This window comes from Erwinia rhapontici (genome assembly GCF_012271765.1).
Lineage (GTDB): Bacteria > Pseudomonadota > Gammaproteobacteria > Enterobacterales > Enterobacteriaceae > Erwinia > Erwinia rhapontici.
In genome coordinates this window covers 1-14,342 of the sequence record NZ_VRKO01000015.1, presented here as the reverse complement: position 1 = coordinate 14,342, position 14,342 = coordinate 1, and the positions used below count along the sequence as shown (strand labels likewise).

Sequence of the window (14,342 nt, the reverse complement as noted above, 5' to 3'; positions counted from 1 at the left end):
CGGGCCTTGCCCGGTTTTTTCGTCGGCGGCAGAAGAAGTATGCTGTGCTGCCTGAACCCCACTCCGGTGGGGTTTTCTGCTTTATATCCGCCGGAACTCGCTGACTTTTCACCCCATTTTTAATGCTATGATCTTCGACGTCTTATCCTTCGGGATGAGCGTTGTTTTGCTATGGCAATTTGGCATCATCTGCATACTCGCTGAAAGAAAAAATGCGATTCTAAAAAGGAAGTCTCTCTATGCTCGCCACTGTTACCCGACTGTTTCCTCTCTGGGCAGTCCTGCTCTCTGTTGCCGCGTATTACACGCCCACGACCTTCACCGGCATGGGACCTTATGTGCCTTACCTGCTGATGCTGATTATGTTCGGTATGGGTGTGACGCTAAACGTCGGCGATTTCAAACGGGTACTGACCCGCCCGGCACCGGTGATTGCCGGTACCTTCCTGCACTATCTGGTGATGCCACTGGCAGCCTGGGGCCTGGCAAAGCTGTTCCATATGCCGCCTGACCTGGCAGCAGGTATGATTCTGGTGGGCAGCGTGGCCAGCGGGACCGCCTCTAACGTGATGATCTATCTGGCCAAGGGCGATGTTGCCCTGTCCGTAACCATCTCCTCCGTGTCGGCGCTGGTGGGGGTCTTCGCTACGCCGCTGCTGACTAAATTCTATGTCGATACCCATATTCAGGTGGATGTGGTGGGCATGCTGCTGAGTATTGTGAAAATTGTCGTCGTGCCGATCAGCCTCGGCCTGGTGATCCACCACACCATGAACGGCCTGGTGAAACGCGTAGAGCCTTACCTGCCTGCATTTTCCATGGTCTGCATTCTGTTGATCATCAGTGCGGTGGTGGCAGGCAGCCAGGGCTTTATCGGTTCAGTGGGGCTGATGGTGATTGTCGCTGTGATCCTGCATAACGCCATTGGTCTGCTGGGCGGCTACTGGGGCGGCAAGCTGTTTGGCTTCGACGAATCCACCTGCCGCACGCTGGCGCTGGAAGTGGGCATGCAGAACTCCGGTCTGGCCGCGGCGCTGGGGAAAATGTACTTTTCCCCACTGGCAGCATTGCCAGGCGCGCTGTTCTCCGTGTGGCATAACCTGTCCGGGTCACTGCTGGCGGGTTACTGGTCTGGCAAAGCGATTAAGAAAAAATAACCTGCTGTTGGGGTTTGTTTTAACATTCGTAGCGGGTCAGGCGTGCCTGGCCCCTACACCTTCCTGACTCTGCTACTTTCCTCATCATCTCTGTCATCATCCGCCTGCTCCAGCACGCTGTATGCCACCGCGCAGAACAGAGAGTTAAGGCGCTTCATATCCCCCAGTAACCCCAGATGCAGCGAACTGGTTTCGATGCTCTGAACATTATGCTGATGCAGACGATCAACATGAGCATGCGAGTAGCGACGGTTGGTGATGCGAAAACGGTGCTTGGAACGACGCAGGCGTTTCGCACTGGTCATGTCGCGGGATAAAAATACCGACAGGCTCAGGCGCAGGTTGTTGGTCAGCAGCTCTAACTGAGCATCCAGCTCCTGTAAACCTTCCACCGAGAATGCGCGCCGCGCGGCCAGTGATTTATCGGCCACATCGCCACTCATTCGTTCAAGAATATCTCCGGCCTGCTCCAGGTTCAGGGCCATCTCAATAATTTCTGCCCAGCGCCGTGAATCCTCTTCCGGCAGGTCTTCTTTTGGCATCTGTGCCAGATAGAGTTTGATGGCGGTGTACAACACATCGACATCATCATCCAACTTGCGAATTTCGCGATCTTCCCGCAGTTCACCGTGCACAACTTTGCTAAAGGTCGCCAGCATTTGTTCCATCACATCCCCCATTCGCAGAGTTTCACGTGAGGCATTAGCCAGCGCCAGCGCAGGCGTATCCAGTGAGCCGGGATCAAGATGGCGTGGCTTCAGACGCAGGTCGGTTTCCGGCTCCTCACGGATCAGCCGACGACACAGCGCAGCCATCGGTTCGGCAAAGGGCACCATGACAACGCAGCGGATCAGGTTGTAAAACACATGGAAGAAAATCACTAACTCTTCGTCGTTGACCGGCAATTTCTCCAGCCAACCCGCCAGCGGCTCAATAAACGGCAGCACCAGCAGCGAGCCGATAAATTTAAACAGCAGGCTGCCGAGCGCCACCCGTTTGCCGGAAGCGTTCGACGCGCTGTTATTCAGCATCGCCAGCAGCCCACTGCCGAGGTTAGCCCCAACCACCAGACAGAGGGCGACTTTGAAGGAGATCACCCCGGTGGCCGTCAGCGTGGCGGTCAGCAGAACGGCCGCGAGGCTGGAATAGCTGATAATCGCGAACAGCGCACCGATCAGTGAATCAAGCATCACATCACCGGTCAGTGATGAGAACAGCACTTTTACCCCGGCGGCCTGGGTGATCGGCGTGGCAGCAGCAACAATCAGCTGTAAGGCCAGAAGAATTAACCCCAGCCCGATGCTGGCACGCCCTATCTGCCCCGCACGGGTCTGTTTGCGGCCAAGGAAAAACACCACGCCAAAGAAGATAAACAACGGCGACAGCCAGGAGAGATCAAACGTGAGGATACGCGCCATCAGCGCCGTACCGACATCCGCACCGAGGATGATCACCAGCGCAGGTGTCAGCCCCACCAGCTCCTGGGCGACAAATGACGTCACCAGCATGGTGGTGGCATTGCTGCTCTGCACCAGGGCGGTAACACCAATGCCCGCCAGAAACGCCATCGGTTTTTTTGCCACGCTGCGGCTGAGTACCCGCCGCAGATCGGCACCGTAGACGCGCATAATGCCGGTACGCACGATGTGCGTCCCCCACACCAGCAACGCCACGGCAGAAAGAAGATTAAGCAGGGTTAACACAGATATCGACCTCATCACTCAGAAAGACTGACTATGCACAGCAGTAACAACATCCGCTGTGCTGATAGTGTTAGTTTAGCCGATGATTACCTTATCAATTCTCAATGAAGAGCAATGAACACGTTTTTAATCAGCGTCATATCCCAGATTAGGCGCTAACCAGCGTTCAACGTCGGTGACCGACATCCCTTTACGCCGGGCGTAGTCTTCAATCTGGTCACGCTGTAGCTGGGCCACGGCAAAGTATTTACTCTCCGGATGGCTGAAGTACCAGCCGGACACCGCCGCCCCCGGCCACATGGCGAAGGACTCCGTCAGTTTCATTCCGGTGTGGGATTCCACATCGAGCAGTTCCCAGATGGTGGCTTTCTCCGTGTGCTCCGGGCAGGCAGGGTAGCCAGGCGCAGGACGGATCCCCTGGTAGTTTTCCCGAATCAACTCGTCGTTGCTGAGGTTTTCCGTGGCGGCAAAGCCCCATATCACTTTACGCACCCGCTCATGCAGATATTCGGCAAAACCTTCCGCCAGGCGATCTGACAATGCTTTGACCATGATTTTGTTGTAGTCGTCGTGCTGTGCATCCCAGGCGTCTGCCAGGGCATCTTCTTCGAGGCCTGCGGTGACGGCAAATGCGCCCAGATAGTCGGCTTTACCGCTCGACTTCGGCGCGACAAAATCGGCGAGACAATAGTTAGCAAAGCCCTTTTTTTCGGTCTGCTGGCGTAAGTGATGACTCACTTGCAAAATTTCAGTACGCGATTCGTCGCTGTAAATTTCGATATCATCCCCGACGCGGTTCGCCGGGAAAATGCCCACTACACCGCGCGGATTGAGTGAACCGTCGCGGCTTAGCTGATCCAGCATCGCGTTGGCATCGGCGAACAGCCGTTTGGCTTCTTCACCGACCACCTCATCTTCCAGAATGCGCGGATATTTGCCGGCCAGCGACCAGGTCATAAAGAATGGCGTCCAGTCGATATAGTTGCGCAGCGTTTCGATGTTAGCACTCACTTCGCTCACACCCAGCCTGTGTGCTCTCGGTGGTGTGTAATTCTCCCAGTCGAAGGAAAAATCGTTGTCACGTGCCACCTGTAAAGTCACCGGCGGCGTACGCGGTTTTTTACGGGCATGCTGAATACGTACGGTGTCGTACTCTTTGCGGGTGCGGGTGACAAAGTCATCGTACTGGGTCGCAGACAGCAGCGCAGAGACCACGCCCACGGTGCGCGAGGCGTTCTGCACATATACCGTCGGGCCGCTGTAATTCTGTTCGATTTTTACCGCAGTGTGCGCTTTAGACGTGGTAGCCCCACCAATCAACAGCGGTATTGTAAAGCCCTGGCGCTCCATCTCTTTCGCCACGTTGACCATCTCGTCCAGTGACGGGGTGATCAGGCCAGACAGGCCGATAATATCGGCGTTGTGCTCGCGGGCGGTTTTCAGGATCTTATCGCTGGGCACCATCACGCCCAGGTCAATGATTTCGTAATTATTACACTGCAACACCACGCCAACGATATTTTTGCCGATATCGTGCACATCGCCTTTTACCGTCGCCAGAACGATTTTACCGTTGGTGCTGCCCTTCTCTTTGCTGGCTTCAATATAGGGTTCCAGCCAGGCCACCGCCTGTTTCATCACACGCGCTGATTTCACCACCTGTGGCAGAAACATTTTACCCTCGCCAAACAGGTCACCGACCACGTTCATACCGGCCATCAGTGGCCCTTCAATCACTTCGATCGGACGGGCGGCCAACAGGCGTGCGGCTTCCGTATCGACTTCAATAAATTCGGTAATCCCTTTAACCAGCGAGTATTCCAGGCGTTTTGCCACGTCCCAGCTGCGCCATTCGGCCTGCGGTTTGGTGCTGTCATCATCGGCTTTGCTGCCACGATATTTCTCTGCCAGCTCCAGCAGACGTTCGGTGCCGTCGTCGCGACGGTTTTGCACCACGTCCTCTACCGCATCACGCAGGTCGGCAGGCAGGTCGTCATAGATTGCCAGCTGCCCGGCATTCACGATCCCCATATCCATGCCGTTACGGATAGCGTGGTAGAGGAAGACCGCGTGAATCGCTTCACGCACCGGGTCGTTACCCCGGAAGGAAAACGACACGTTGGACACCCCGCCCGAAATCATCGCATGCGGCAGTTCGCGTTTGATGTCTTCACAGGCGCCGATAAAGTCCATCGCGTAGTTGTTGTGCTCTTCAATGCCGGTGGCGACCGCGAAGATATTCGGGTCAAAAATAATATCTTCCGGCGGGAAGCCGACCTCTTCCGTCAGCAGCTTGTAGGCGCGGCGGCAGATCTCGATTTTACGCGCACGGGTATCCGCCTGGCCCACTTCATCAAAGGCCATCACCACCATTGCCGCACCGTAACGCCGCACCAGGCGGGCATGACGCAGGAACTGATCGACGCCCTCTTTCATGGAGATCGAGTTAACGATGCCCTTGCCCTGGATACATTGCAGACCTTTCTCGATCACCTCCCATTTCGAGGAGTCGATCATAATGGGCACACGCGCAATATCCGGTTCCCCGGCAATCAGGTTGAGAAAACGCACCATCGCTGCTTCAGCGTCGAGCATCCCCTCATCCATATTAATATCAATAATCTGTGCGCCGCTTTGCACCTGTTGCAAAGCCACTTCCAGCGCTTCGTTATACTTTTCTTCTTTGATCAGTCGTTTAAATTTCGCCGAGCCGGTGACGTTAGTCCGTTCCCCCACGTTGACAAACAGGCTTTCTGCGCTGATGTTCAGCGGCTCCAGCCCGGCAAGGCGGCAGGCAACGGGCAGCGTTGGTAGCGGACGCGGGGCAACGCCCTCAACCGCTTTCGCCATCGCCGCGATATGCTCTGGCGTGGTACCGCAGCAGCCGCCGACAATGTTCAGGAAGCCGGCCTGCGCCCATTCACCAATCTGTTCGGCCATGATCTGCGCATCCAGATCGTATTCACCAAAAGCGTTGGGTAACCCGGCATTCGGGTGTGCGGTGACATACCCTTCGGCAATACGCGCCAGCTCCGCTACGTACTGACGTAACTCGTCTGGACCAAGAGCACAGTTCAGGCCAAAGGAGAGCGGTTCCGCGTGGCGCAGTGAGTTATAGAAGGCTTCCGTCGTCTGGCCAGAGAGCGTTCGGCCTGAAGCATCGGTGATGGTACCGGAGATCATCAGCGGCAGCTCAACCCCCAGCGCTTCAAATTCCTCTTTAACGGCAAAGATCGCCGCTTTGGCATTCAGGGTATCGAACACCGTTTCAATCATGATGATGTCAGCGCCCCCCTCCACCAGCGCGCGGGTGGATTCGCGGTAAGCTTCCACCAGCTGGTTAAAGGTGACATTACGAAATGCGGGATCGTTGACATCAGGAGAAATGGAGCAGGTGCGGTTAGTGGGCCCTAACACACCTGCGACATAGCGTGGACGATCCGGGGTGCGTGCCGTCCACTCGTCGGCACAGGCCCGCGCCAGTTTCGCAGCAACGTAGTTGATCTCGGCCGACAGGGATTCCATCTGGTAATCGGCCATCGCGATGGTGGTGGAGTTGAAGGTGTTAGTTTCGAGGATATCTGCACCTGCGGCGAGGTAGCCGTTGTGGATTTCGCTAATCATCTCGGGTTTCGTCAGCACCAGCAGATCGTTGTTGCCTTTGAGATCGCTCGGCCAGTCGGCAAAACGCGCACCGCGAAAATCCTCTTCTTCCAGTCTGTAGCTCTGGATCATGGTTCCCATGCCGCCATCCAGCAGCATAATGCGTTTTTTCAACTGCTGATGCAGCGCTTCAATCCGGTTACTCACCACTCTTCCCCTTCAGCATCTCACCCAGGCACCACTGCCAGCACGTCATACTGGCACAACTTTTGTGCGGGTAACAGTGATGCCAGGTGAGACATTTTCAGTCTGATGACAAATGCAGAAGCAGCTTGAAGTATGACGGTAAGTACCCTAAATAATTCGAGTTGCTTCAAGGCGGCCAACGAATGAATCCCGATGAGCTTACTGGAGTAAGTGATTCGGGTGAGTGAGAGCAGCCAACGCAGAAGCAGCTTGAAGTATGACGGGTATAGAACGAAAATGATTTCCATAATGCGCAAAAAGGAGTCAGGTATGGTCACCCCCGTCGTCGTGAAACGCGGCAAGAAGCCGCGTGCCGCCGCTGCATCTACTGCTGCGCCTGCCGGGCAGGTTCAGTCGTTAACCCGTGGTCTGAAGCTGCTGGAATTTATTGCTGAGTCCCACGGTAATGTGGCGCTCACTGAACTGGCACAGCAGGCCGGGTTACCTAACTCCACCACACATCGCTTGTTGACCACTATGCAGCAACAGGGATTTGTGCGGCAGGTCGGGGATTTAGGGCTGTGGACTATTGGGGCGCACGCGTTTGTGGTCGGCAGTAGCTTTTTGCAAAGCCGTAACCTGCTGGCACTGGTCCATCCGATGCTACGCACACTGATGGAGGCCTCCGGCGAAACGGTGAATCTGGCGGTGTTAGACATCAGCGATCACCAGGCGGTGATTATCGATCAGGTGCAATGCACTCAGCTAATGCGCATGTCAGCGCCGATTGGCGGCAAACTGCCGATGCACGCCTCCGGTGCAGGTAAGGCATTTCTCGCCAACCTTGATGATAAGCAGGTGAGCGAACTACTGCATCGTCAGGGGCTACATCACTACACGCCGAAAACGTTGATGTCACCACACAGCCTGAAAGAGAACCTTGCGCAGGTACGCAAGGCCGGTTATTCGTTTGATGATGAAGAACACGCGCTGGGTCTGCGTTGCATTGCCGCCTGCATCTACGACGAACACCGCGAACCTTTCGCAGCGATTTCCATCTCCGGCCCGATCTCACGCATTACCGACGACCGTGTTACCGAAATCGGTGCACTGGTGATCAAAGCGGCGAAAGAGATCACCCGTGAATACGGCGGATCGCGCTAACCTGCCGTTTGCAGTGAACGATAACGCTGACTGAAGCGCTGGCGGCGGCGGTAGGCGAACACATCTTCAATGTGACCCGCGCGGATACGCTGCTGTAGCCCGCGCCAGAAGTCGGCGTGAAACAGCTCCGCGTGCATTTCATCAAACAGTGTGGCGATGGCCGGATCGGCGCACAGGTAGTGACGAAACTCTTCCGGAAACACGTCTTCTGGCGACACGCTATACCAGGGCTCGTGGCTTAATTCATCTTCCGGGTAGCGTGCGGCGGGGATATCGCGGAAGTTCACTTCAGTCATATAGCTGATTTCATCGTAGTCATAGAACACCACCCGCCCGTGACGGGTGACGCCAAAATTTTTATACAGCATATCGCCGGGGAAGATATTGGCCGCCGCCAGCTGCTTCACCGCATTGCCGTACTCTTCTATCGCCTCTCGTCGTTGCTGCGCACTGGCTTGCTCCAGCCACAGGTTAAGCGGGGTCATACGCCGTTCCATATACAGATGGCTGATGGTCAGCATCTCCCCGTTCCGTTGCAATTTCTCCGGCACCTCTTGCTCCAGCAGCGCCAGCAGCGCCGGGCTGATGCGCTTCTCTTCGATAGCAAAATTTTCGAATTCCTGGGTATCCGCCATTCTGCCCACGCGGTCATGCTCTTTGACCAGCTGATAGCACTGACGCACCCGCTCTGGCGTCACCTCTTTCTGCGGCGCAAAGCGATCTTTAATCACTTTAAATACCCGATCAAAGCCCGGCAGGGTAAACACCAGCATCACCAGCCCTGGTACGCCGGGCGCCACGACAAACTGCTCGGTTGTTGCGGTCATATAGTGGAGATATTCGCGATACGTTTCGGTTTTGCCATGCTTCTGGCAGCCAATCGCCATATAGAGTTCAGCCGTGGTTTTGCCCGGCAGGATCTCACGCAGCCATTCAACCAGCGCCGCAGGCAACGGGGCATACACCATAAAGTAGGAGCGGGCGAAGCCAAAGACGATGCTGGCCTCACGGTTGCGCGTCAGGCAGGTATCAATAAACAATGTGCCTTCGTCACTGCGGTGAATCGGCAGCAGGAAGGCGCAGACTCCTGAAGGCGTGCGCAGTTTGGCAACCAGCCAGGCAGCCTTATTCCGGTAAAACAGTTCATTGGCGACCTGTAAATTCGCCTGTTGCAGCTCACTGGCGCTAAAGTTTTCACGCAGATGCGCAATGATATACTGGATATCTCGCGCCATATCCTGCCAAGGCAGGCGCAACGGCAGATCGTGCAGTAAACGGCTCAGCAAAGACTGCCAGCCATCGGCCGCACTGAAGTTTTTTGCCAGTGGGCGTGGAATGGTGCGAAATCGCTGCTCTGGTTGTGAACTGAAGATAAACAGTCGTTCCGGCGTCAGAGCCTGGTGGCTGAACAGACGGCAGTAGACGGAATTAAAGAAGCTTTCGGCTATTTCAAAACGCGGGTAGTCCGGCAGCAAATCGGTGTAGATGGCCTTTACCCGTTGCAAAAAATCACGGTCTTCCGACTGCGAGGCGGTAATACAGCGCAGCTGTTCTACCACCAGACCCACATGGTGATCGTAGAGATGGATACGCGCTTTCATCGCCAGTTGCACCGCCTGCCAGTCGGCCTGTTCAAAACGCTGTTGCGCCCCGCCAGTGACTTCCAGAAAACGTCCATACTGCGCGTCAAATCCCTGCAGGATGGTGCGGGCAATCAGGGTTTCCAGTATCGGCATGATTCACCTCAGGCGTCAGCATGAAGAAGGGACGGGCATGCCCGTCCCCTACAGAAGTCTGTGGAGGTCGGACAGGCCCAGAATAGGTGTCGGGTCGGACATGCCCGAGATACGTGTCGGGTCGGACATATCCGGGATACGTGTCGGGTCGGACATGCCCGGGATACGTGTCGGGTCGGACATACCCGGGATACGTGTCGGGTCGGACATGCCCCGGATACGTGTAGGGGTCGGGCATGCTCGACCCAGGATCAGAACTGTTCTTCTTCCGTCGATCCCGTCAGTGCCGTCACCGATGACACCCCGCCCTGGATGATGGTGGTGACATGATCAAAGTATCCCGTTCCGACCTCCTGCTGATGCGAGGAGAAGGTGTAGCCCTGTTTAATCGCGGCAAACTCCGGCTGCTGTACTTTCTCTACATAGTGGCGCATGCCTTCCCCCTGTGCGTAAGCCTGTGCGAGGTCGAACATGTTGAACCACATGCTGTGGATGCCCGCCAGGGTAATGAACTGATATTTGTAGCCCATCTCTGACAGCGCCTGCTGGAAGCGGGCAATGGTGTTGTCGTCGAGGTTCTTCTTCCAGTTAAATGACGGCGAGCAGTTATAGGCCAGCAGTTTACCCGGGAAGCGCGCGTGAATGGCTTCGGCAAAGCGCCGCGCCTGCTCAAGATCCGGCTTTGAGGTTTCACACCAGATCACATCAGCATAAGGTGCGTACGCCAGACCCCGGCTGATCGCCTGCTCAATACCGGCATGGGTGCGGAAGAAACCTTCCGGTGTGCGTTCTCCGCTAATAAATTCACGGTCATAATCATCGCAGTCGGAGGTGATCAGGTCTGCTGCATCCGCATCCGTGCGGGCAATCAACACCGTAGGCACGCCCATCACATCAGCCGCCAGACGTGCAGCCACCAGTTTCTGAATCGCTTCCTGAGTCGGCACCAGCACTTTGCCGCCCATATGGCCGCACTTCTTCACTGATGCCAGCTGGTCTTCAAAGTGCACGCCCGCTGCGCCGGCCTGAATCATCGACTTCATCAGTTCAAAGGCATTGAGTACGCCGCCAAATCCGGCTTCCGCATCGGCCACGATCGGCAGGAAATAGTCCACATAGCGCGGATCGCCAGGCTCAATATTCGATGACCACTGAATCTGATCGGCACGCTGGAAGGTGTTATTGATGCGTTCCACCACCGACGGGACGGAGTTAGCCGGATACAGCGACTGGTCCGGGTACATGCTGGCGGCGAGGTTAGCATCGGCCGCCACCTGCCAGCCGGAGAGGTAGATCGCCTCAATCCCCGCTTTCGCCTGTTGCAGTGCCTGCCCGCCCGTCAGTGCGCCCAGGCTATTGATATAACCTTTCTTTGCGCCGCCATTAAGCAGCGCCCAGAGTTTTTCTGCTCCATTTTGGGCCAGCGTACAGACCGGGTTAACCGAGCCACGCAGTTTGACCACCTCTTCAGCGCTGTACGGACGGGTGATGCCATCCCAGCGTGCATCGCGCCAGGATTGTTCTGTCTGCTGAATCTGTTGGGTACGAGAAGTCATGATGGAGCTCCTTGTCAGGGTTCAGGGAAGTAAGCGGTAGCCCGGCAGAGTCAGAAACTCAACCAGTTCGGATTCAGTGGTAATGCGTTCCATCAGTGAAGCGGCCTCATCGAAGCGCCCTTCGTGATAGCGTAAGTCACCCAGCTCTTGCCGGATCACCTGCAACTCTTCTGTCAGCATCTTGCGGAACAGGGCTTCAGTGACCACTTCACCGCTTTGCAGCGTTTTGCGGTGATGAATCCATTGCCAGATTGAGGTACGTGAGATTTCAGCGGTGGCGGCATCTTCCATCAGTCCATAGATAGGCACGCAGCCGTTGCCGTTGATCCAGGCTTCGATGTACTGCACAGCCACCCGAATATTGGCGCGCATACCCTCTTCAGTACGCTCACCCGCACAGGGGGCCAGCAACTGTTCTGCGGTGATGTCTGCATCCTGTTCACGCATCACCTGGAGTTGGTTTGGACGTTCACCCAGCACCTGGTCAAAAATGGTCATCACCGTATCGGCCAGACCGGGGTGAGCAATCCAGGTGCCATCGTGACCGTTAGCCGCTTCACGCTGTTTGTCGGCCTGTACTTTGTCCAGCACCCACCGATTGCGCTCTGCGTCTTTGCTGGGAATAAACGCTGCCATTCCCCCCATCGCGAACGCGCCGCGCCGGTGACAGGTTTTGATCAGCAGGCGTGAATACGCATCCAGGAAACCCTGATCCATCGTCACGGACTGGCGATCGGGTAAAACACGATCGGGATGATTTTTCAGGGTTTTGATGTAGCTGAAGATGTAATCCCAGCGGCCGCAGTTCAGGCCAACAATATGATCGCGCAGGTGCCAGAGGATCTCGTCCATCTGGAAAACGGCCGGTAAGGTTTCGATCAGCAAGGTCGCTTTGATCGTCCCACGCGGGAGATCGAAACGATCTTCGGTGTAGCTGAACACATCACTCCACCAGGCCGCTTCCTGATACGACTGGGTTTTCGGCAGATAGAAGTAAGGCCCGCTTCCCTTTGCCAGCAGCGCATTCACGTTGTGGAAAAAGTAGAGCGCAAAATCAAACAGGCTGCCCGGGATCGGCTCATCGCGCCATGTGACATGCTTTTCAGGCAGGTGCAGGCCGCGAACACGGCAGATCAGTACTGCCGGATCGGGCTTCAGCTGATAGATCTTCCCGGCCTCATTGGTGTAGCTGATGGTGCCGTTGATCGCATCGCGCAGATTGATCTGTCCGGCGATCACTTTGTCCCATGCAGGGGCCAACGAGTCTTCAAAGTCAGCCATAAACACATTCACGTTAGCATTGAGCGCATTGATGACCATCTTGCGCTCTACCGGGCCGGTGATCTCGACTCTGCGGTTCTGCAAATCTGCTGGAATACCGCGGATTGTCCACTCGCCATTTTTAATGGAATCCATTTCCGAAATAAAACATGGGAGCTCTCCCCCATCAATCCGGCACTGTATCCGTGCACGTTCTGATAGCAGTGCCTGGCGGCGCGGCGTGAACTTCACCACCAGATCGCTAAGAAAATCGACGGCTTCATCGGTGAGAATCTGCTGTTCATCCTCACCAAATGCGCGCTGGAAGGCCAGTTCCCTGCTAATTACCTGCTGTGTCATCTGTTTGCTCCTGTCATCGATGCTACCGGGTATGCAATGTGTTACCCGGCGATCTTCTTTGAACAATCTTTGAACTGCAGGATCAAAATAGCATCAGTTAAATTTCAAAATCAAAAACTATTTCCATTTTAAACTCAATATGAACTCAATGAATTGATTTATATATAATTAAAATTACAAATCAACAGGAAGTTGTTTTCACAGAATAATGAGATCGCGATCGGGTGACTGGATTCAGCAAAATGAGAGAGGGGGGAGTGGGCGGTGTTTAAGGTGGATCGATGATCCACCTGGTAACAGAACAGGGGGAGTGTTTACTCGAGTGTTGGGTTCATATGACGCAGATCGAACGGTGTGATCTGGTATACGTAGTAGTTCAGCCAGTTGGAGAACAGCAGGTTACCGTGACTACGCCAGCTGGCACGCGGTGGCAATGCCGGGTTGTCATTCGGGAAGTAGTTAAAGGGCACTTCCGGATTCAGGCCCGCATCAAAATCACGGTGGAATTCACCGGACAGCGTCAGTGCATCATATTCAGGATGGCCGGTGACAAAGGCCAGGCGTTTGTCTTTGCTGGCAAACAGATATGCACCGGTCTGGTCCGACTCAGCAAAAATTTCCAGGTCAGTATAGTCACGCAGTAGCTGAGTGGGGAAGTCAGCATAACGTGAATGTGGCGCCAGGAAGGTATCGTCAAAGCCGCGCGTTAACAGTGCGTGAGGATGTAAGATTTGATGCTCAAACACACCTGATAATTTGTTTTCGCGGGTCTGTTTTGGAATGCCATACAGAATATTCAGTGCCGCCTGTACAGCCCAACAGACAAATAACGTGGAAGTCACGTGCTCTTTTGCCCAGTGCAAAACCTTCTGGATTTGCGGCCAGTACGCGACATCGCAGAAGTCGACCAGCCCGAGCGGGGCACCTGTCACGATCAGTCCATCGTAGTTATCATTCTGAATGTCTTCGAAATTACAGTAGAAGTTATTCAGATGTTCCGATGGCGTATTGCGTGACTCGCGGCTGTCGATGCGCAGTAGCTGGATGTCGATCTGCAGCGGGGAGTTAGAAAGCAGACGCAAAAATTGGTTTTCAGTTTCGATCTTCTTTGGCATCAAATTCAGTACCAGCACTTTCAGCGGGCGAATATTCTGCGTGCTGGCACGCGTGGACGTCATAACAAAGACGTTCTCGTCGCGCAAAAAACTTACGGCTGGTAATTCATCGGGTACCCTGATCGGCATGACCTGCTTCCTCACTACATACGCTTATACGTTTAGACATCCAGACAGCCAAAGATAACGTGCCTCTGCCCGAATGTCGAGTACTCATCCGATTATTGAAAATGTTTCATCTCATTGCTCAGTATAGAGTAACGATCGACTCATTAGTGGTGAGGAAACAGGCAATGCAGAGGAGGATTGCTTCGATTCAGCAACTATTAACGTTCTGATTTTGTTCTAAATAGGGGACATACATGGCAATGATTAAATCACAGACGAAAAAAAACCCCGGCCTTTCGGTCGGGGTTCTTTCTTCGTTTGATGCCTGGCAGTTCCCTACTCTCGCATGGGGAGACCCCACACTACCATCGGCGCTACGGCGTTTCACTTCTGA

At 54.9% G+C, this 14,342-nt stretch carries 8 protein-coding genes; 2 read left to right on the top strand and 6 right to left on the bottom strand.

Going from position 1 to position 14,342, the window contains the following annotated elements:
- Positions 1 to 239 precede the first annotated feature (239 nt).
- On the top strand, positions 240 to 1,157 hold the full coding sequence (gene panS, locus FVB43_RS15720; protein ID WP_133846951.1) for a ketopantoate/pantoate/pantothenate transporter PanS: 918 nt from the start codon (positions 240 to 242) through the stop codon (positions 1,155 to 1,157).
- Positions 1,158 to 1,210: 53 nt separating this feature from the next.
- Here the strand turns inward: panS and FVB43_RS15715 are convergent, their stop codons facing one another.
- Together FVB43_RS15715 and metH are read right to left on the bottom strand one after the other, a co-directional pair.
- Positions 1,211 to 2,860, bottom strand: coding sequence for a Na/Pi cotransporter family protein (locus FVB43_RS15715; protein ID WP_133846950.1), 1,650 nt, complete (start codon positions 2,858 to 2,860; stop codon positions 1,211 to 1,213).
- A 126-nt stretch (positions 2,861 to 2,986) separates the two neighbouring features.
- On the bottom strand, positions 2,987 to 6,670 hold the full coding sequence (gene metH, locus FVB43_RS15710) for a methionine synthase (protein ID WP_133846949.1): 3,684 nt from the start codon (positions 6,668 to 6,670) through the stop codon (positions 2,987 to 2,989).
- Positions 6,671 to 6,979: 309 nt separating this feature from the next.
- Here metH and iclR point away from each other — a divergent pair, with 309 nt between their 5' ends.
- On the top strand, positions 6,980 to 7,813 hold the full coding sequence (iclR, locus tag FVB43_RS15705; RefSeq protein ID WP_133846948.1) for a glyoxylate bypass operon transcriptional repressor IclR: 834 nt from the start codon (positions 6,980 to 6,982) through the stop codon (positions 7,811 to 7,813).
- On the opposite strand, the gene aceK is transcribed toward iclR, so the two are convergent.
- The 4 genes from aceK to metA form a co-directional block, all read right to left on the bottom strand.
- Positions 7,810 to 9,549, bottom strand: a complete 1,740-nt coding sequence (aceK, locus tag FVB43_RS15700) for a bifunctional isocitrate dehydrogenase kinase/phosphatase (RefSeq protein ID WP_133846947.1) — start codon at positions 9,547 to 9,549, stop codon at positions 7,810 to 7,812. The genes iclR and aceK overlap by 4 nt on opposite strands.
- 251 nt (positions 9,550 to 9,800) lie before the next feature.
- The gene (gene aceA / locus FVB43_RS15695) at positions 9,801 to 11,105 is read right to left on the bottom strand and encodes an isocitrate lyase (RefSeq protein WP_133846946.1); all 1,305 of its coding nucleotides are present in this window, start codon (positions 11,103 to 11,105) and stop codon (positions 9,801 to 9,803) included.
- Between the two features lie 21 nt (positions 11,106 to 11,126).
- Complete coding sequence (aceB, locus tag FVB43_RS15690) at positions 11,127 to 12,725, bottom strand: malate synthase A (protein ID WP_167864284.1); 1,599 nt, start codon at positions 12,723 to 12,725, stop codon at positions 11,127 to 11,129.
- Between the two features lie 314 nt (positions 12,726 to 13,039).
- On the bottom strand, positions 13,040 to 13,969 hold the full coding sequence (metA, locus tag FVB43_RS15685; RefSeq protein ID WP_133846944.1) for a homoserine O-acetyltransferase MetA: 930 nt from the start codon (positions 13,967 to 13,969) through the stop codon (positions 13,040 to 13,042).
- Between the last annotated feature and the right edge of the window lie 373 nt (positions 13,970 to 14,342).